Source organism: Paraburkholderia sp., assembly GCF_049581445.1.
Taxonomy (GTDB): Bacteria; Pseudomonadota; Gammaproteobacteria; order Burkholderiales; family Burkholderiaceae; genus Paraburkholderia.
Genome location: NZ_JBAURZ010000245.1, coordinates 20,008 through 38,278, shown reverse-complemented (window position 1 = coordinate 38,278; position 18,271 = coordinate 20,008). Strand labels below are relative to the sequence as shown.

At 58.9% G+C, this 18,271-nt stretch carries 16 protein-coding genes and 2 pseudogenes; 6 read left to right on the top strand and 12 right to left on the bottom strand.

Annotated features, from left to right (window positions below; translation table 11 throughout):
• Positions 1 to 18 precede the first annotated feature (18 nt).
• The 4 genes and pseudogenes from WCA85_RS21135 to WCA85_RS21120 all read right to left on the bottom strand — a co-directional run bounded on the left by WCA85_RS21135 (position 19) and on the right by WCA85_RS21120 (position 3,072).
• Positions 19 to 576, bottom strand: a complete 558-nt coding sequence (locus WCA85_RS21135; RefSeq protein ID WP_424066820.1) for a carboxymuconolactone decarboxylase family protein — start codon at positions 574 to 576, stop codon at positions 19 to 21.
• A gap of 78 nt (positions 577 to 654) precedes the next feature.
• On the bottom strand, positions 655 to 1,932 hold the full coding sequence (locus WCA85_RS21130; RefSeq protein ID WP_424066819.1) for an HD domain-containing protein: 1,278 nt from the start codon (positions 1,930 to 1,932) through the stop codon (positions 655 to 657).
• Positions 1,933 to 1,945: 13 nt separating this feature from the next.
• Positions 1,946 to 2,158: pseudogene (locus WCA85_RS21125) on the bottom strand (epoxyqueuosine reductase QueH); the annotation flags it as partial.
• The gene (locus tag WCA85_RS21120) at positions 2,158 to 3,072 is read right to left on the bottom strand and encodes a LysR family transcriptional regulator (protein ID WP_424066818.1); all 915 of its coding nucleotides are present in this window, start codon (positions 3,070 to 3,072) and stop codon (positions 2,158 to 2,160) included. The pseudogene WCA85_RS21125 and the gene WCA85_RS21120, both read right to left, overlap by 1 nt.
• A gap of 110 nt (positions 3,073 to 3,182) precedes the next feature.
• On the opposite strand from WCA85_RS21120, the gene metE (WCA85_RS21115) reads away from it, so the two are divergent.
• The 5 genes from metE (WCA85_RS21115) (at position 3,183) to WCA85_RS21095 (ending at position 12,102) form a co-directional block, all read left to right on the top strand.
• Positions 3,183 to 5,474 (top strand): 5-methyltetrahydropteroyltriglutamate--homocysteine S-methyltransferase, encoded by a 2,292-nt coding sequence (gene metE, locus WCA85_RS21115; RefSeq protein ID WP_424066817.1) that lies wholly within the window; start codon positions 3,183 to 3,185, stop codon positions 5,472 to 5,474.
• Between the two features lie 99 nt (positions 5,475 to 5,573).
• Complete coding sequence (gene glyA / locus WCA85_RS21110; RefSeq protein ID WP_424066816.1) at positions 5,574 to 6,821, top strand: serine hydroxymethyltransferase; 1,248 nt, start codon at positions 5,574 to 5,576, stop codon at positions 6,819 to 6,821.
• Between the two features lie 160 nt (positions 6,822 to 6,981).
• A complete protein-coding gene (locus WCA85_RS21105) occupies positions 6,982 to 8,265 on the top strand; it encodes a cystathionine gamma-synthase family protein (protein WP_424066815.1) in 1,284 nt (427 codons plus the stop codon).
• Between the two features lie 160 nt (positions 8,266 to 8,425).
• The gene (gene metE, locus WCA85_RS21100; protein ID WP_424066814.1) at positions 8,426 to 10,720 is read left to right on the top strand and encodes a 5-methyltetrahydropteroyltriglutamate--homocysteine S-methyltransferase; all 2,295 of its coding nucleotides are present in this window, start codon (positions 8,426 to 8,428) and stop codon (positions 10,718 to 10,720) included.
• Positions 10,721 to 11,694: 974 nt separating this feature from the next.
• Positions 11,695 to 12,102, top strand: a complete 408-nt coding sequence (locus WCA85_RS21095; protein WP_424066813.1) for a response regulator — start codon at positions 11,695 to 11,697, stop codon at positions 12,100 to 12,102.
• A 141-nt stretch (positions 12,103 to 12,243) separates the two neighbouring features.
• Here the strand turns inward: WCA85_RS21095 and WCA85_RS21090 are convergent, their stop codons facing one another.
• From WCA85_RS21090 to WCA85_RS21075, 4 genes and pseudogenes are all read right to left on the bottom strand, one after another.
• A complete protein-coding gene (locus WCA85_RS21090; RefSeq protein ID WP_424066834.1) occupies positions 12,244 to 12,663 on the bottom strand; it encodes a CBS domain-containing protein in 420 nt (139 codons plus the stop codon).
• A gap of 406 nt (positions 12,664 to 13,069) precedes the next feature.
• Positions 13,070 to 13,336 (bottom strand): annotated as a pseudogene (locus WCA85_RS21085) (FlhC family transcriptional regulator); the annotation flags it as partial.
• A gap of 25 nt (positions 13,337 to 13,361) precedes the next feature.
• Positions 13,362 to 13,679, bottom strand: coding sequence for a flagellar transcriptional regulator FlhD (gene flhD / locus WCA85_RS21080; protein WP_424066812.1), 318 nt, complete (start codon positions 13,677 to 13,679; stop codon positions 13,362 to 13,364).
• A 64-nt stretch (positions 13,680 to 13,743) separates the two neighbouring features.
• A complete protein-coding gene (locus tag WCA85_RS21075; protein WP_424066811.1) occupies positions 13,744 to 13,914 on the bottom strand; it encodes a hypothetical protein in 171 nt (56 codons plus the stop codon).
• Between the two features lie 544 nt (positions 13,915 to 14,458).
• Between WCA85_RS21075 and WCA85_RS21070 the strand changes: the two genes are divergently transcribed.
• A complete protein-coding gene (locus tag WCA85_RS21070; protein WP_424066810.1) occupies positions 14,459 to 14,866 on the top strand; it encodes a response regulator in 408 nt (135 codons plus the stop codon).
• A gap of 66 nt (positions 14,867 to 14,932) precedes the next feature.
• Here WCA85_RS21070 and WCA85_RS21065 read toward each other — a convergent pair whose 3' ends face one another.
• The 4 genes from WCA85_RS21065 to WCA85_RS21050 all read right to left on the bottom strand — a co-directional run bounded on the left by WCA85_RS21065 (position 14,933) and on the right by WCA85_RS21050 (position 17,520).
• Complete coding sequence (locus WCA85_RS21065; protein WP_424066809.1) at positions 14,933 to 16,027, bottom strand: PAS domain-containing sensor histidine kinase; 1,095 nt, start codon at positions 16,025 to 16,027, stop codon at positions 14,933 to 14,935.
• Positions 16,028 to 16,259: 232 nt separating this feature from the next.
• A complete protein-coding gene (locus tag WCA85_RS21060; RefSeq protein WP_424066808.1) occupies positions 16,260 to 16,622 on the bottom strand; it encodes an EAL domain-containing protein in 363 nt (120 codons plus the stop codon).
• Positions 16,544 to 17,287: a diguanylate cyclase domain-containing protein gene (locus WCA85_RS21055; protein ID WP_424066807.1), complete on the bottom strand. Its 744-nt coding sequence runs from the start codon at positions 17,285 to 17,287 to the stop codon at positions 16,544 to 16,546. The genes WCA85_RS21060 and WCA85_RS21055 overlap by 79 nt, the downstream gene beginning before the upstream one ends.
• Before the next feature lie 20 nt (positions 17,288 to 17,307).
• Positions 17,308 to 17,520, bottom strand: a complete 213-nt coding sequence (locus WCA85_RS21050; protein ID WP_424066806.1) for an MHYT domain-containing protein — start codon at positions 17,518 to 17,520, stop codon at positions 17,308 to 17,310.
• Between the last annotated feature and the right edge of the window lie 751 nt (positions 17,521 to 18,271).

Sequence of the window (18,271 nt, the reverse complement as noted above, 5' to 3'; positions counted from 1 at the left end):
GTGGACGAAATAACCGACTCAGCGTGCAGGCGCATGCCAGACGAACTCCTCGAACATTGCTTCGAGCGGCGGCCGGGTCACGCTGCTGGTGTAGTTCGTGATGGTCGATGCGGCAACCACCGCGATGACCTCAAGTACTTGCTCCGCGCTGAACCCCGCGTCGATGAAGCTTCGGTGGTCCGAGTCAGCGAGGCGACCGCGCTTCTCGATCAGTGTACGCGCCAGCGTCGACAGTGCGGCCAGTCCGGCGTCCTTAGGCAGGTCGCCGTGCCGCATTGCGTCGACATCCGCAGGGTGTACGCCCTCCTTCAACGCGAGCGCGGTGTGAAACGCGACCGGCCACTCGCTGGCATTCGTGACCGCATCGGTCAGCAGCACTGTCTGGATCTGCGGCTCCGTCAGACTGCTCGTATGCACACGCTGGAACAGGCCGATGAATCCATTGATCAGAACAGGTGAAGCGGCCATCGTGCCCGCGATGTTCGGGACCAGACCGAACGACTGTTGCAGTTGCTCGAGCACAGGCCTGGATTGCACGGGAGCGGATTCGATGGTGTGAACGGTATAGCTAGACATGGTATCTCCTTGACGGTGCGCGCCATCCGATTGATGGTGCGACAGACAAAGAGTAGAGGCCGTCGTGAGGTACGCCAATTACATGGGATGTAATCGCGAAGCCGTAAGCTCACACGGCGTCTGGAACATGTCGCCTGCAATCGACGCGGCACGCCCGACCGCACTGGCCGGCACGAATACGTAGAAGCGCCAGAGATCCGCGTAGCGATCCTGCAGCGCACCGATCTCCGCGAAGGTCTCGCTGGCGGCATCGTTCAGATACTCGAGACCCCGGCTGGTTTCAACTGGAACAGCAGCTTCCTTCATTGCGGTAAGCGCAGGGCAATACAACACTACGTCCGCGAAAGGCACGCCAAGCTTTTCCGCGAATTCAGCCTCGGCTTGCGCGCGGTGTTCTCGCGACGCGTGATAGCGGCTTACCCATGTCGTTCGCAAAGCGGGTGGCACGCTGCGGCCGGAGACCACGTAGCCGCGTTTGAGCAGGTCGCGGTTCAGCGTGCGGCGTGCGAGCGATTCAGCGTCCGCTACGCCGCAACGCGCAAGGCGGTCCAGCAGCGTCCAGTCGTTCAGTTCAAGCAGGTCGCTCTCGGCGAGTACACCATGATCAAGCGCGATCTCCACCGCTTTGGAAATCATCGCGCCCGCTACGACCTTGGTATGGTGGTAGTAGACGCGCTCGGTGAGGAAATAGCGCAGCCGCAATACGCCGATGATTTCCGAGCGCGCGTCAGACCGGTCCATGCCGTGCTTGGCCAGTTTGATGACGAGGCGATTATCGTGTTCGGCAAAGCAGCGGAATATCCGGTCGTCGTAGTCGTGGGAGAGACCGGCAAAGAAGCTGTCGCGACGTAGATAGTCGAGCAGATCGGCGTCGATGCTGCCCGACACGATGTCCTGTGCCCAACGCGGCACGCTTTCAGGAAAGGGCAGACCGAGCAGGCCACCCACGACTTCCCGAATGCCCAGACGGGCCAGCGCATTGCCCAGTTCACCCCCGAACATATCCGCAAGGCGCGAGCCTTTGTCGTGCCGTGCAAACAAGCGGCGCTCGTCTTCTAACGTGTGGCCGAACGGTACGTGCGTGACATCGTGAAGCAACGCCGCCACACCAATTGCATCTTCCAGCTCTGCGGGAACCTGCAGGCCCGAGCGACGCAGGCTCGCCACGATCCGGTGCGCTACCGCGCAAACGCCAACCGAATGATCGAAGCGCGTATGCAGGGCGCCAGGGTAGACGAGGTGCGCCGTGCCAAGCTGCTTGATGCCGCGCAGCCGCTGCATCATGGGCAGATCGAGGACCGCTGTCTCGAGCCTCGTCAGCTCGATATCACCGTGGATGGGATCGCGTAGCAGCATGGACGGTGGGACTATTCTTCTCGGCAAAGCGAATGTTCTCGTTCTTGCGCAGCTCGTATTCCTTGAGGGGATGGATATTCGGGTTGTAGAAGAAGATCGTGAAGTCGATCCCCGAGGCCTGCATGGCTTCCATCACTTCACCGGAACACGGTGCGCAGCAGGAGTGCAGCAGAACCTTGCTATGCCCGTTAGGCAAGGCGAGCGGTTTGCGATCCAGATCCGGCATCATGGTGTTTCCTGTTGTTCAATCAAGTCCAATGCCGGCTTGCGCGCCAGGTCGATAAAGGCCTTGAGGTAATCAATTTCACTGTCACTCTCGCGCGCGCCCAGGAAAATCTGCTTGGCGATGCCCTCTCGGCCCAGTCGCACCGGGACCACATTCATCGTGTCGGCGTATTCCTCCACCAGCCAGCGAGGGAGCGCCGCAACGCCCCTGCCGCTCGCCACCATCTGCAACATGATATCGGTGGTTTCGATCGCCTTGTGGCGCCGGGGCGTCACACCTGCCGGCATCAAAAACTGATTGTAGATATCGAGCCTGTCGGTCTCTACCGGATACGTGATCAACACTTCCCGCGTCAGTTGCTCGGGTTTCACGTATTTGACGCCGGCCAGCGGATGCTCGCGGTTCACCACCAGGACCTGCTCGTAATCGAACACCGGTTCGAAGCGCAAGCCCGGTTTGTAAAGCGGGTCCGGCGTCACAAGCAGATCGATCTCGTAGCCAAACAACGCGCCGATTCCGCCAAACTGGAACTTCTGTTTGACGTCGACATCCACATCCGGCCAGCGCGCGAGATACGGGGCCACGACCTTGAGCAGCCACTGGTAACACGGATGGCATTCCATGCCGATACGCAATGCGCCCCGTTCGCCCTGCGCATACTGGCCAAGGCGTTCCTCGGCGAGCGCCAGCTGCGGCAGCACGCGGTTGGCCACGGCAAGCAGGTACTGACCCGGTTGGGTCAGGCGGAGGCTGCGCCCCTCGCGCAACCAGATATCGGTACCTAGTTGCTGCTCCAGCTTTTTCATGGAGTGGCTAAGCGCGGACTGCGTCACGCACAGGATTTCCGCCGCGGCGGTCAACGAGCCGTGCTTGTCTACAGCCTGGACGATAGCAAGATGAATTCTCTCAAGCATGATTGCACATGAGCAAAACTAATAGTTTGTTGAATTAACACCATTTTACTTCATAAACCGCCTTCGATAGGATGCACCGATCCGCAACCTGTCTCAATCAAGGCGACACGATGGCAACGACACATAATCTGGGCTTTCCCCGTATTGGCGCAAAGCGCGAACTGAAATTCGCCCTCGAGTCTTACTGGAAAGGCGAGTCCTCGCTCGGCGAACTAAAAGCGCTGGGCACGCAACTCCGCCAGCGTCACTGGGCGCACCAGGCTGACCTGGGTCTGGCCGCCGTGGGCGATTTCGCCTTCTACGATCAGGTGCTGGACATGAGCTTCACGCTGGGCAACCTGCCGGAACGCGTGCACGGTTTCCACGGCGATGCGCTCGACAACTACTTCCGCGTGGCCCGCGGCCGCTCGGCCAAGGGTGCAGAAGACCACAGCGCATGCTGCGGCGGCGTCGCGGCCGGTGAGATGACCAAGTGGTTCGATACCAACTATCACTACATCGTCCCCGAATTCAGCGCGAGCACGGAATTCAAACTGGATTCGTCGCGTCTGCTGGAACAACTGGCTGAAGCCCGCGCACAAGGCGTCAAGGCCAAGCCGGTGATCGTCGGCCCGGTGACTTACCTGGCAATCGGCAAAGCGAAGGACGACTCCGACAAGCTGGCCCTGCTGCCGCGTCTGCTGCCGGTCTACGCTGAACTGCTGGCTACGCTGGCGGCGCAAGGTGTCGAATGGGTCCAGATCGATGAGCCGATCCTCGTCACGGAATTGTCCGCCGAATGGCAACAAGCCTACACCACCGCCTACGACGCGCTGTCCAAGGGCAAGGTCAAGCTGCTGCTGGCCACCTACTTCGGCCAGTTGCTCGATAACCTGTCGCTCGCCTGCAAACTGCCGGTGCACGGCCTGCATCTGGATGCGATCAATGCCCGCGTTGAAGTGGACGCAGTGATCGCTCAACTCCCGCAAGACTGCGTGCTGTCGCTGGGCGTGATCAACGGTCGCAATATCTGGAAGACCGACCTGGCGAGCGTGCTCGAATGGCTTGAGCCGGTTGCGAAGCAACTGGGCGAGCGCCTGTGGATCGCACCGTCGTGCTCGCTGCTGCACGTACCGGTGGATCTCGATAGCGAGCAGAAGCTGGATCCTGAAGTCCGCTCGTGGCTGGCTTTCGCCCTGCAGAAGCTGGGTGAACTGAAGGTGCTGGCCACCGCGCTAAACCAGGGCCGCGACGCGGTCAAGGCAGAACTGGCCGCTAACGGTGCCGCGATTGCCGCTCGCCGTGCGTCGCCGCGTGTGAACAACCCGGCAGTCAAGGCCGCACTCGCGAAGATCAGCCCGGCCTTGGGTCAGCGTAAAAACGCCTACCCGGCACGCGCTAGCAAGCAGGCAGCGTTGCTGAACCTGCCGGCTTACCCGACCACGACCATTGGTTCGTTCCCGCAAACCGGCGAGATCCGCCACGCTCGTAGCCAGTTCAAGAGCGGTGCGCTCGACGAAGCCGGTTACAAGACCGCGATGCGCGCCGAAATCGAACGCAGCGTGCGCGAGCAGGAAGCACTGGGCCTGGACGTACTGGTGCACGGTGAAGCCGAGCGTAACGACATGGTCGAATACTTCGGCGAACAGCTCGACGGCTACACGTTCAGCCAGTTCGGCTGGGTGCAGTCGTATGGCTCGCGTTGCGTCAAGCCGCCTATCCTGTTCGGCGATATCAGCCGTCCGAAAGCTATGACGGTCGAATGGATCAAGTATGCCCAATCGCTCACCAGCAAGCCGATGAAGGGCATGCTGACCGGCCCGGTGACGATTCTGAACTGGTCCTTCGTGCGTGACGACCAGTCGCGCTCGGTCTCGTGCTACCAGCTTGCTCTGGCGATCCGCGAAGAAGTACTGGACCTCGAAAAGGCCGGCGTGCGCGTCATCCAGATCGACGAGGCTGCATTGCGCGAAGGACTGCCGCTACGTCAGTCGCAATGGAAGGAATACCTCGACTGGGCGGTGACGTCGTTCCGTATCACCGCCAATGGTGTGGATGATGAAACGCAGATCCACACGCATATGTGCTATTCGGAGTTCAACGACATCATTGCGTCGATCGCCGATATGGACGCTGACGTCATCACCATCGAGACCTCGCGGTCGGATATGGAACTGCTGGACGCATTCGACAACTTCAACTACCCGAACGAAATCGGCCCGGGCGTGTACGACATTCACTCGCCGAACATCCCGACCGAAGATCACATCGTTCAACTGATGAAGAAGGCTGCTGAACGCATTCCGGCGCAGCGCCTGTGGGTCAATCCGGATTGCGGCCTGAAGACGCGTCAGTGGGAAGAGGTCATTCCCGCGCTGACCAACATGGTCGCGGCCGCCAAGAAGCTGCGCGCCTCCGTCTAAGGCACACGCGCCGCTGGTTCAAACCGGACCGGCGCGGTACATCCCCCTTCTGTTTATCCCGGGCCCTGCCCCGGGATTTCTTACTTTTGAGCTCCCGCCATGTTTGAACGTAGCCGTTTCACGATCGACCAGATCGATCCCGAACTGTTCGCCGCCATCCAGAAAGAAGACCGGCGCCAGGAAGAACACATCGAGCTGATCGCCTCGGAAAACTACACCTCGCCAGCCGTGATGGCTGCACAAGGTTCACAGCTGACCAACAAGTACGCAGAAGGTTACCCGGGCAAGCGCTACTACGGTGGCTGTGAATTCGTCGACGTGGTTGAACAGCTCGCCATCGATCGCGTGAAGCAGCTGTTCGGCGCCGAAGCCGCCAACGTGCAGCCCAACTCCGGTTCGCAAGCCAATCAGGGTGTGTTCTTCGCTACGTTGAAACCCGGCGACACGATCATGGGCATGAGCCTCGCCGAAGGCGGCCACCTGACTCACGGCATGGCACTGAACATGAGCGGCAAGTGGTTCAACGTGATCAGCTACGGGCTGAACGCCGACGAAGACATCGACTACGACGCACTTGAAAAGCTCGCTCAGGAAAAGAAGCCCAAGCTGATCATCGCTGGTGCCTCGGCCTTCGCGCTGCGTATCGATTTCGAACGCATCGGCAAGGTTGCCAAATCCATCGGGGCGCTGTTCATGGTCGATATGGCTCACTATGCTGGCCTGATCGCAGCAGGTGAATATCCGAACCCTGTGCCGCACGCAGACTTTGTCACCACCACCACGCACAAGAGCCTGCGCGGTCCCCGCGGTGGCGTGATCCTGATGAAGGCCGAGCATGAGAAGGCCATCAACTCGGCGATCTTCCCCGGCATCCAGGGCGGCCCACTGATGCATGTGATCGCCGGCAAGGCCGTCGCGTTCCAGGAAGCCCAGTCGCCCGAGTTCAAGACCTACCAGCAGCAAGTAGTCAAGAATGCGCGCGTGCTGGCCGAGACCCTGATCGGGCGCGGTCTGCGCATCATCTCCGGCCGCACCGAAAGCCACGTGATGCTGGTCGATCTGCGCGCGAAAAAAATTACCGGCAAGGAAGCTGAGCGCGTGCTGGGCGAGGCGCATATCACCGTCAACAAGAACGCCATTCCGAATGATCCGGAAAAGCCGTTCGTCACCTCGGGCATTCGCCTTGGCACGCCGGCCATGACCACTCGCGGCTTCAAGGAAGAGGAAGCTCGCCTCGTGGCCAAGCTGGTTGCGGACGTTCTGGACAACCCGCAAGACGCCGCCAATATCGCTGCCGTGCGTGAGCAGGTCGCAGCCCTGACGAAGCGCTTTCCGGTCTACGGTTAAGCGCGAAAGGCCTCCTGCGGGGAATCGCTACTCACGATGAACCGTCGCCATGGAGTAGCATGATCAAGCGTCAGCCCAAAGGGCGATCCTCTTTGGGCGTGACGCGCACCGGGACTGCAACCACCGTTTACCCTTCCCCACCGCATGGCATGGAGAAAGCATGGCCTATCGCAACTATCACAAACGCACGATTGCGGATCGCGATCTGCATCCCGAGACGCAAATGATGTCCTATGGCTACGATCCGTTCCTCTCGGAAGGTTCAGTGAAGCCACCGGTTTTTCTGACGTCGACGTTTGCGTTTCGCACCGCAGAAGACGGCGCCGAGTTCTTCGACATCGTCTCGGGTCGCAAGCCTCTGCCAGAAGGGGAAAGTGCGGGCCTCGTCTATAGCCGCTTCAATCACCCGAATCTCGAGATCGTTGAGGATCGTCTCGCGCTACTCGACGGCTCTGAGTCCGCTGTTGTGACGTCGAGCGGCATGTCTGCTATCGCAGCGATTCTGCTGGCGTTCTTGCGGCCAGGCGACTGTGTGGTTCAGTCGGTCCCGCTGTACGGCGGCACGGAAACGCTGATCTCGAAGTTTTTGCCGGAATGGGGCATCAGCTCTCAGGTGATTGACGATGGTCTCTCGGTACAGTCTATCCGCGACGCACTGGAAGCCGCTGCGAAGAAAGGCAATGTGCGGATGTGCTACATCGAGACGCCGGCCAATCCAACCGATGCGTTGTTCGATCTCGAAGGGCTGCGTAACGAGATCGACGCGTTCGAAACGCGTCACGGCTATCGACCCATCTCGGTGTGCGACAACACCTTGCTAGGTCCGCTGTATCAGAAGCCAGTGAATCAAGGCATCGATCTGAGCGTGTATTCGCTGACGAAGTACATTGGCGGTCACAGCGATCTGGTGGCGGGCGGTGTCACCGGCAACCGCAGTCTGATCACGAAAGTACGCGCAATCCGCAGCTCACTTGGCTCGCAACTGGATCCCCATTCGTCATGGATGATCACGCGCTCCATGGAGACTCTCGTGCTGCGCATGGAGCAGGCTGCGCGCAGCGGCAGCGCGGTTGCGCGGTGGCTTGCGACCAATCCTTTTAAGCCCGTCAAGGTACTTCATCCGGAATTGATCGAAGATCTGGCGTATCAGGCTGTCTATAAGCGTCAATGCAGTGGACCTGGATCTACGTTCGCTTTCGTCCTCGACGGTGGTCGCGAGCAGGCGTTCAGATTCATCAACACGCTGACGCTATTCAAGTCGGCTGTGAGTCTTGGTGGCACGGAGTCGCTGATCTGTCATCCAGCCTCGACGACGCATTCGGGGGTGCCCGCTCATCTGCGCGCCGCAGCGGGTGTGTCGGAAGGGTTGATCCGGGTGTCTGTTGGCTTGGAGCATCCCGACGATCTGATCGCCGATCTGTCAAACGCGATGGAAAACTGCTGACACGGGCGAGACGGGTTGCGTTGCGTGAAAACGCAACGCGAAGGCGGCTTCAAGAAAGAGAGCCTTCCTATGAATGTGGCTCATACGATGATGAAAACATGTCGCTTGATGAATCATGGCGTGGCTCTCACACTACGCGGTATTCACTCAAGGATTCCGCATGGCCCGCACTCACATCTCTGGTTTTCCGCGCATCGGCGCGCATCGCGAACTCAAATTTGCGCTGGAATCATTCTGGCGCGGAGAGTCCGACGACGCCTCCCTGCGTGACGTTGGCAAGGAGTTGCGCGCCCGTCACTGGGAATTGCAGCGTGCGGCGAAACTGGATTTCGTGGCGGTCGGCGATTTCGCCTGGTACGACCCGATGCTGAACCTGACCGCCCTCCTTGGAGCGCTGCCGGAGCGGTTCGGATTCGAGCCGACCACCCTGTCGCTCGCTCAGTACCACGAGCTGGCGCACGGCAACAAGGCGCAGCCGGCGATGGAAATGACCAAATGGTTCGATACCAACTATCACTACCTCGTGCCGGAACTTGGTCCTGAGACCACATTTGGCGGCGGCGTCGAGTGGCTCTTCGATGAAATCGACGAGGCGCTCGCGCTCGATCTCGCGGTCAAGCCCGTGCTGATCGGACCCATCACCTATCTGTGGCTCGCCAAAAGCCGCGATGCAGGCTTCGATCGCTTATCGTTGCTGCCAAAGCTCGTTATCCGCTACCTGCGCATTCTCGACAAACTGAAAGCCCAAGGCGTCGAATGGGTCCAGATTGACGAACCCGCGCTCTGCCTCGACCTCGAAGCGGACTGGCTCGAAGCGTTTTCCGCCGTATACAACGTGGTGGGCGACTCAGGCGTCAAGGTGCTGCTGGCGACCTATTTCGACACCGCTGCCGATCATGCGTCACTCGTTGCAAAGCTGCCGGTTCATGGCGTGCACATTGATCTGATCAGGATACCTAAACAACTGGAAGCATGGCGTTCAGCACTTCCGGCAGACAGGGTGCTTTCGGTCGGCGTCATTGATGGGCGCAACGTCTGGCGCGCCGATCTGCGCGGTATCACGGATTCGCTTGGAAGCCTTCACGCGGAACGCGGCGAACGTCTCTGGATCGCACCGTCCTGCTCGCTCGCTCACGTGCCGGTCACGCTTGCTTCTGAAAAGAGACTTGATCCTGAGGTTAAGTCGTGGTTTTCCTTCGCAACCGAAAAGCTCGATGAGCTCAGCACGATCGCGCTCGCGCTACGCGAGCCGCAAGCAGCCGAGCCTGCGCTCGCGGCGGCAGACACGGCCCTTGCCGCTCGTCGCAATTCAGGCGCAGTTTCGAACGTATTGGTGCACCGACGTGTCGCCGCTATTACCGACACAATGGCAAGCCGTAAGAGCCCGTTCGCCGACCGCAGCCGCGTACAGCGTCACTCATTGAAGCTGCCCTTGCTGCCCACCACGACCATCGGTTCATTTCCGCAGACGCCGGCGATCCGCCAGGCCCGCGCAGCGTACCGCCGAGGCGAGATGCGCGCGCTCGAATACCTCGAACGTATGCGGACCGAAACTGCGACCGTCGTGCGCAAACAGGAAGAACTCGGGCTCGACGTCCTCGTGCACGGCGAAGTCGAACGCAACGACATGGTCGAATTCTTTGCGGACAAGCTGTGGGGATACGCGCTCACCGAGAGCGGGTGGGTCCAGAATTATGGGGCGCAGTGCGTCAAACCTCCGATCCTCTACGGCGACATCTACCGGCCCGAGCCGATGATCGTGGACGCCGCCTGTCACGCGCAATCCTTCACGGACCGGCTGGTGAAAGGCGTGCTGACCGGACCCGTCACCATGCTGGAGTGGTCGTTTGTTCGTGACGACCAGCCGCGCTCGACCACGGCGCTGCAACTGGCTCTTGTGATTCGTGACGAAGTCATGGACCTCGAAAAGGCCGGCATCCGCATCATCCAGATCGATGAGCCTGCGTTCCGTGAAGGGCTGCCACTGCGTAAGGCGGACTGGTCCGCCTACCTCGATTGGGCGACCCGGGCATTCAGGATTTCAGCGGGCGGCGTCTCCGATGCAACGCAGATTCACACGCATATGTGCTACTCGGAGTTCAACGACATTCTGCCCGCGATCGCGGCGCTGGATGCGGACGTGATTACGATTGAGACGTCGCGCTCTTCGATGGAACTACTCGACGGTTTCGGCGAGTTCGCCTATCCGAATGGAATCGGACCCGGCGTCTATGACACCCATTCGTCGCGCGTGCCTGGCGTCGAAGCGATGCAGCGGCTGCTCGAACGCGCGTGCGAAGTCATTCCTGCCGAGCGCCTGTGGGTCAACCCCGACTGCGGCCTAAAGACGCGCGGCTGGCCGGAGACGGAAGCCGCATTGACCAACATGGTGCTGGCGGCTCGAGCATTGCGGCAGAAACTCGCGGCGCAAGGGTCGGGCGCAGGGAACATTTGAGCATTTCACATGACTCGCGTTCTCGGGCACGCGAGTCATTGCCATTGCCATTGCCATTGCCATTGCCATTGCCAGTGCCAGTGCCAGTGCCAGTGCCAGTGCCAGTGCCAGTGGCAGTGGCACGTGGGGCATGCTTTATCGTAGGAGCTTCCCTATTCCGTACTCCTCTTCATTTTGATTGCTCTGATTGAGGTTATAGAGCGCGGAGACTTGCGGCAGGCGACGACATTATATGCACTCCCTAGTCTCCGTCTTCTTGCGCATCGCTCGAGAACGAGAGCCGAAAAAGAAAAGGCCTTATGGATATGCATTCATAAGGCCTTGATTTCTTTGGTCGGGGCGAGAGGATTTGAACCTCCGACCACCTGCACCCCATGCGGGATGTCGCTCGTCCGAGAAGCGCGAAGATGTGCGCTCTGCGATTTTTCTGTCTAATCCGCGCATAAAATCTATGCAGCTATAACCCGCTAACAGCCCACATCTGCATTTCAGTATTAGACATGTCTTTGTGTACACCCGACATGCGGAGCGCACTGCATTTCCCATATCGCATGAGGGCTGGTTGTGGCGCGGTCGCCGTTTCGTGCAATCGGCACAGTCACCCTGAATCTGACGAGTCTTCGATCGGCAGCACGAGCGACGCAGCTCTTTATTGCGACCTTTCCCTCAACAAGCGGGCACGTGCGTGCTACCCCGTCAAGTTTGACTTGGATCAAAGAACCGGTGCGCGAATTGAGTACCCTGTCCAGAAGTAGCGGACCATCCATGGACCAATCGCAATGCGCAAGGCGATACCCCTGCTGACAAAGCTGATCGTACCGCCATCCGGGCGCGCGCTTTCCAGTCGAAATCCATTACGACTTACGGCCAGCATTCGTTGGAGCGGATAAACAATCTATCCCTTCAGTTGTGCGCCCCAGCTTGTAACAAGGTGCTGATCAAAAATCGCGGCATCCCCGCAAGGTGAGGACAGTGTGACCAAAATTGATGGTGCGAGCAGCGTGACGGAGTTGTCCGGTGGCAGGATTGTTTCCATCGTCGACGATGACGAGAGTGTTCGCTTGGGGACCGCGAGCCTGGTACGTTCTCTGGGCTGGCGGACGCGCACCTTTGCGTCGGCTGCGGAATTTCTGGAGTCCGAGTACATTGGCGAAACGTTATGCCTGATTTCGGACATACGAATGCCGGGAATGTCGGGGTTCGAAATGCACGATCGCCTCCAGGAAATTGGTGACGCGCCGCCCACCATTTTTACTACCGCATTCCCGACCGATGAGCTTCGCGCGAAAGCAGTGGCGAAGCGCGTGCTAGCTCTTCTGGAAAAGCCGTTCGAGCCCACAGCGATAGAGCATTGGCTCAATCTCGCAACCGACCGGTCATAACGCAGAATCGGGCTTGCGCTATTGGTCACGGTCAACTGATCGGTGCGACCACTCATTGAACCGCCGCGGGGCGGTTCAGGACAGATGCCGCTCGTTATCCGAGCAAACGACAGGTTGTTCGAATGTGATCTGCAGAAGTCGTCACATTGGCGAGCGACAGTCACGGTCCATCTCGCACGCTCTTGAGTCCGTAAGCAAGATGTCGCGCCAACCAAGGATACCCAACGGACGGCAATCCACGTCAACCACTGGGATGCACGATATTGAGTGCCTGACAAGCAACTGGATGGCCTCCGCCACATCCGAGTCTGGCGATATCGTGATCGGCTGTCGCGAAACGATCTGATGTGTACATTTGTTGAGCGTAGCCACATCCCTTGGGGTTTCCACGATACTTTCTATGAACGGACTGATAGCCCGTAAAAGATCGCGGTCGGAAACAATCCCATATAGCCACATGTCTTCCACGACTAGTACATGGTGCATGCCGGCATGCTCGAAAATTCCGCGTAGTGTCAGTAGAGTTCCGTCGAACCCTATGGTCACGAGGCGGGTGGTCATCAATTCGCGCACTTTCACTGTAATGTTCCCTCTGCTTTCGCGCCGTATTTAAAAGGTCTTCGAATCACCCGGTTTGCCGGACTCGCATGCTCGGTCACACGCATCTTCGGGCAAGGCATGAAGAATCTGCAGCGACTCCAGTGTCGCAAGACGTTCAGCTTCTTACCAGCGGTCAGACAGAGGATAGCCGGCGCCATCGCGCTGTAGGCTCGCGGCGATTGACAGGTGAATTTTCCGAAATTTTCTGGTGCTCCCCGAAACACTTCGCTGACTTCTATAGGCGTAACGGCAAGGTCTGAGGTTGCTGAAGCCGTCTTGCAGGCTGCACCTCCATGTCTTTTGATTTTCATCAAATTTTGATGCATAGAGCGTTCACGATATGCAATCCTCAAGCCTGCATCACCCCCTAAGTCGGGGTATTCGCCTCGCAAGTTGATCGCGAAGACGTGCGCTTGCCCGCGCCCGAGGGCGGCCGGCAAAGCGCACAGATCCTGTTTTCATGCAGATCATGTTTGTGGGCGACGAACTTGCCGCGGCAGCGGCAGCACCGAGCCAGTTCTAATAGGCCGCCATTGAAAAAGCGCACCAGTGTCCACGCGCGCGTCAAGTCGAGTACCACCTCGCCCTGCGAGTCGGCACAGTGTTCGCGGTACAGACGGTATCCCTTGGTCATATTCCGTTTCGACATACGCCATCCTTTACTGGGGCGTGTCGGCGGGATGACAGGCAAGCAGGATCGCCGCGTGCTTCGAGCCCGCACCGGCTCGCATGGCGGGCGCCGTCAACGCGGCCAGCATGTCGTAATTGCTGAGCCGGAAGGCGCACAGGAGCTGATCTGTGCTGGCAAGCCTGACAATCTGGGCCAGAGTTAATTCGGAGAGAATGTGCGCGATCTGTGCCGACAATCCAAGCCGGAACATGCCAACGGCGCGATCATCACGCAGCATTTGCTGCGCCAGCATGAAGTACGATAGGTTGATCTCACGTATGGACTCGAGTGTTTCCTGACCAATCATGGTTTTTGCCCCCGAGAGGATGACCTCGATGACCTGAACTGGCGTTTGAGCCGATCTTTACTTTTCAATGAAACACTAACGCTCCCGTCGCGTTTGCCCCGTGGCCGCCTTCCCCATCGGGACCCGGCGACAAAATACTCATCGCTACTTCCCGCAACAGGTGTTGCGTTAAAGCGCCCCCGCCACCTCGGGCGAGGCGCATCAGCTCGATCAGATGTTCCGCGGAATGGCTCATGGGGCTCTCCAATACTTGAACGAAAAACTCAGACGGTGGTTCCGAGGCGGCCGGCGCGCCGATCGCCAGCGCAATCAAGGTGCTTCGGCCGCACCGTCGACTTCGTCGAAATCACCGATAGTGGCGCTGACTTGAGGCCCGAATGCTTGTCCCAAAATTGGCTGCCATGTGATCAGTATCGGTCGCACATATTGGGACGGAAATGAGGCATGGCCGAAGTTGCCGTAGGTAAAGCAGAAAAATTGGGCTCTCGACCGGCCTATTGGGCTCCTCTCAGGTGGGTCATGGGTACGCCTCGAGTGGTAACGCATGCACGCTCGACGGGTCGGTCGCCATGTGCGGATCCTTCGAGGGCAGGCATTACGGCGTTTCAGCCATATGCTTGAAACGCAGTCGTCGCAGAAATGTCGGATCTGTGGATGGAGTGCTTACAAGGTTGCCCCGCACCAGAGTAGGAAACGCCCTACAAGGCTTCGTACTACCTGACTTGAAGTTCATACGCCACTGATTTTGTTTTTGGGACTTGTCCTCAATACTTCAAGGCATGCAATCGATGCCATCCTCAGGACTTCCGGTAAAAGTCTTTATTGTCGAAGACTCTCCGCTAATCAGGCGGCGACTGATGCAACTCGTCGAGACAATTCAAGGGGTGCAAATCGTCGGCGAGGCCGAAGATGCCCAAACGGCCGTCAGGCAGATCATGCTCAGTCAGCCCGACATTGTCTTGCTGGATCTGCACCTGGCCCAAGGCACCGGAATGGAAGTAGTAACCGGACTGTCTCTGCACCAGCATCCAGCCACCATCATCGTGCTGTCGAATCACGCAACGTCAGGCATCCGGCAAGCGTGCTTGCGTGCAGGTGCGGGGTATGTTTTCGACAAGACTCGCGAATTCACGCAAGCGCTGGAGATCATTGCGGACATACGCCGAAAACGTGCCGCCACCGGTTGAGAACGCCGCCCCCGTGAGTGGCTGATGAGGAGAAAACAGCCGCAGCGAATACGTAAGCAGCGTTGATCAGCCGTCGGCGGTGACGTTGCTTCGCGGCAGCGAAATGACGACGTGGAATCCTTGCCCTGGTGCGCTATCGATTGAAACGCTACCCTCGAGCAGACGTACCCGCTCACGCATGCCTAGCAGACCAAAAGACTGTTTCTTGCGCGGCGCGTCTGGGTCGACGCCTTTTCCATTGTCCTCGATGCGTACCGTACAGGTGTCGTGTGTGCACACCATCTCGATATCGACTGCGGTAGCCTGCGCATGCCGGGCGACGTTGTTAAGCGCCTCTTGAACCATCCGGAAAATCGCCGTCGCTGCAGCATCCGAGAAGTGGATGTCTTCGACCTCCAGCCGTGAGGTTACGCGCAGGCCGCAGCGTCGCGCAAAATCTTCGGTGAGCCATTCGAGTGCCGCACTCAACCCGAGATCGTCGAGCATCGGCGGACGCAGATCGGCCGCAATGCGCCGCAAGGAGGCCGCCATAGCATCGATCTGTTCCTGCAGTTCACGTGTCTGCAAGAGACCTTCCGGCGACCCACCACTTGAGCTCAGATGTCCTTCATGAAGCGCCACCGCCATTTTCAACGCGGTCAACTGTTGACCAAGATCGTCGTGCAACTCCCGCGCAACCCGCCTTTGCTCGTCTTCCCGCGCTTCCTGGATACGGGCGGCCAGTTCGCTCGCCCGTTCGAGTTCCGTTAACCGCCGCCGCTCGGTCATGTCACGGGTCACTTTCGCGAAACCACGCAAGGTGCCGGCAGTGTCGTGGACCGCCGTGATCACCACATTGGCCCAAAACCTCGATCCGTCCTTCCTGATACGCCAGCCCTCGTCTTCGATCCTCCCATTCAAAATGGCTGTGGCGAGTTCCGCGTCAGGCTTGCCTGCTGCGACATCCTCCGGCGGATAGAAGACAGAGAAATGCCGCCCGACAATCTCGTTCTCGAGATAGCCTTTTATGGTGTGTGCACCGTTGTTCCAGGTCGCAACGGTTCCGGATGGGCTCAGCATGAAAATCGCATAATCGCTAACGGCATCGACAAGCAGGCGATAGCGCTCCTCGATCGGGATATCGGAACCCGCTGCGCGTTCAACAAGGTCTTTCTGATGCACGTTGCCAGAGCCCACTGGTACCCCGAATGAGGAGGCGACGAGAAAGGTTTGTGCATATTGATCGGCCAAAGCGGACCGAAGACGACATGCAATTATAACCCTCGACATTCGGCTCGAGTCGCTACTCGCCGTGCCCTCATCATCGCCCCCCGCACGCCCGCGCCGCCTGGGTCGGGCCTGCGGCCACCCCCAGCGCTACCCTACGGCCGCCCCGTAATGTCACACAGTGCGCTCATTCGGCCCCAGCAGCGGCCAAAGCCGGCTGCCCGCAGACCACCGCGTGGGTCTGCGCCAGCAAGTGCTCCCAGATGCGAGGCGCTGGCATGGGTTTACCGAACAGATAACCCTGCAACGTGCCGCAGCCGAGGTGGGTAAGAAAGAGCCGCTGCTCGTCTGTCTCAACGCCCTCGGCGACAATCTCAAGCTGCAATGATTTAGCGAGAGCAATGATGGCCCGGGTGATTGTCACGTCCTCTGGGCTATGCGCCAGTTGGCCGACGAAGCCTCGGTCAATCTTCAATTCCGTAGCAGGCAGTCGCCGCAGGTACAGCAAACTCGAGTAACGCGTGCCAAAGTCGTCAATGGAGATGCACACGCCCACGGTCCGCGGTTGCCTGAGACCCGTATACTGGCCTCCACGTCCTGCATAGCGGCCGATTCAATCACTTCGAACGTGAGCGAGGCGGCACACAGCCCATGACGTTCGACCGCTGCGCCGACCCGCGAGACGAGCTGGGAATCGTGGTACATCGCGGCGGCTGCATTGGTCATCAACGGGTCTGCGTCCTCGCCATCGCCCGGACAGATTGCAATGCCGATGCTCGCGGTAGTTTTCAGTTCATGGCCGGCCACCCGCACCGGAGGCTTGAAGATCTTCAGCATGCTGTCAGCGAAAGCTCCTGCTTCCGTCGAATCGGCGACGCGTTTCACCAGTGCAAATTCGTCAGCGCCAAGCCTTGCGAGGGTGTCGGCCGTCGCAACGCGAGACTCAATACGCCTGAAGATTTCAACCAGCAGCAGGCCGCCCGCATGATGGCCGAATGCATCGTTGATCCCCTTGAAATTGTCGATGCCCATAAAGAGGAAAGCGAGCGTGGACTTCTCCTCAACCGCGCAACGCATGGCATGACGCAAGTGGTCTTCCAGCAACGCGCGATTGGGCAGGCCAGTCAGGGTGTCATGCAATGTGACGTACGAAAGCTCCCGGTTTGCGCTTACGAGTGACGCTACCAATACCGAGGTGATTCTGGCCCCCAGCATAACCACCGCCGTAACAACGGTCACCGCGGCGGCGAGCCAACCTCCTGACATTGCGTGAGCACCGGCGAGCGCACCGCATCCGCTTCCGCGCGGAAATCCAGATCCGCGCCGCCTGCGAACCACAAAGCGAACGCGCTAGAAGCGATGGCCATGGCCAGCGACAACAGCGTGATCGCGGGATCGTAGCCCAACTCGATGGGTAGATAGAACGCAAGCATGTCGACGAAATGCATCGACCAGATGCCAGCCCCCAATTGCGACCGCGCCACCGAACAGCCAGCATTTTCTTTCCCAGCCTTTTGAAGCGACCACACGCGCTGACATATCGAGTGCGGTGTCCGACGCAATAATCGCAACCAGAAAAGACACAAAGACAAGCAGGTGGTTATAGGAGGATCCGTACACGAGACTGCTCCCAAAATGGATAAATCAAGCTTTTATATCCGGCGAGTAACGATGCATGTCGGGTGGCAAGCCTTTGATGTCCCATTTTCGGTGGCCCAGGCCATGACTTGCCCACACAGGTTTGTTTCGCGTGCCCCGATAAATTTATTGTGCTCATATCTCCAGGAACCAGATATCAGACGGAGACGAGGTTCAAGTAGGTTCGCAGTTGGTTGTGTGTGGTCTCCCCTACAATCCGGTATTGAAAATTCGGCCACCGACTGCTCAGCGTTACAGCACCTTTCCTGCATAACTAACTTATTACATTTGTATAACTAACCAAATCTACCTAACCTCACGTTTTGGAAGCATCGTGGCCTTGTAAGCACTAACGGCACGCCGTCTCGTACTTGCAGTGGACGAAGCGCAAAAGCCTCGGCCGATCGACCCACATCAACTATCGAACGGTATCGATCGACTGGCCCGGCCCGCTTGGCTTATAAATGGAGCATTTGCTTAAACCCATGCAATGCGCATTGGCATGCCGGACATCATCCGCACCTGGTATTGAACCGCAGTGACATCAAGCGTATTCAACCG

Coding starts and splice junctions, on each gene's coding strand:
- WCA85_RS21135 (WP_424066820.1), bottom strand. CDS start 576: ATGTCTAGCTATACCGTTCACACCATCGAATCCGCTCCCGTGCAATCC.
- WCA85_RS21130 (WP_424066819.1), bottom strand. CDS start 1,932: ATGCTGCTACGCGATCCCATCCACGGTGATATCGAGCTGACGAGGCTC.
- WCA85_RS21120 (WP_424066818.1), bottom strand. CDS start 3,072: ATGCTTGAGAGAATTCATCTTGCTATCGTCCAGGCTGTAGACAAGCAC.
- metE (WP_424066817.1), top strand. CDS start 3,183: ATGGCAACGACACATAATCTGGGCTTTCCCCGTATTGGCGCAAAGCGC.
- glyA (WP_424066816.1), top strand. CDS start 5,574: ATGTTTGAACGTAGCCGTTTCACGATCGACCAGATCGATCCCGAACTG.
- WCA85_RS21105 (WP_424066815.1), top strand. CDS start 6,982: ATGGCCTATCGCAACTATCACAAACGCACGATTGCGGATCGCGATCTG.
- metE (WP_424066814.1), top strand. CDS start 8,426: ATGGCCCGCACTCACATCTCTGGTTTTCCGCGCATCGGCGCGCATCGC.
- WCA85_RS21090 (WP_424066834.1), bottom strand. CDS start 12,663: ATGACCACCCGCCTCGTGACCATAGGGTTCGACGGAACTCTACTGACA.
- flhD (WP_424066812.1), bottom strand. CDS start 13,679: ATGATTGGTCAGGAAACACTCGAGTCCATACGTGAGATCAACCTATCG.
- WCA85_RS21075 (WP_424066811.1), bottom strand. CDS start 13,914: ATGAGCCATTCCGCGGAACATCTGATCGAGCTGATGCGCCTCGCCCGA.
- WCA85_RS21070 (WP_424066810.1), top strand. CDS start 14,459: ATGCAATCGATGCCATCCTCAGGACTTCCGGTAAAAGTCTTTATTGTC.
- WCA85_RS21055 (WP_424066807.1), bottom strand. CDS start 17,287: ATGCTGGGGGCCAGAATCACCTCGGTATTGGTAGCGTCACTCGTAAGC.
- WCA85_RS21050 (WP_424066806.1), bottom strand. CDS start 17,520: ATGCATTTCGTCGACATGCTTGCGTTCTATCTACCCATCGAGTTGGGC.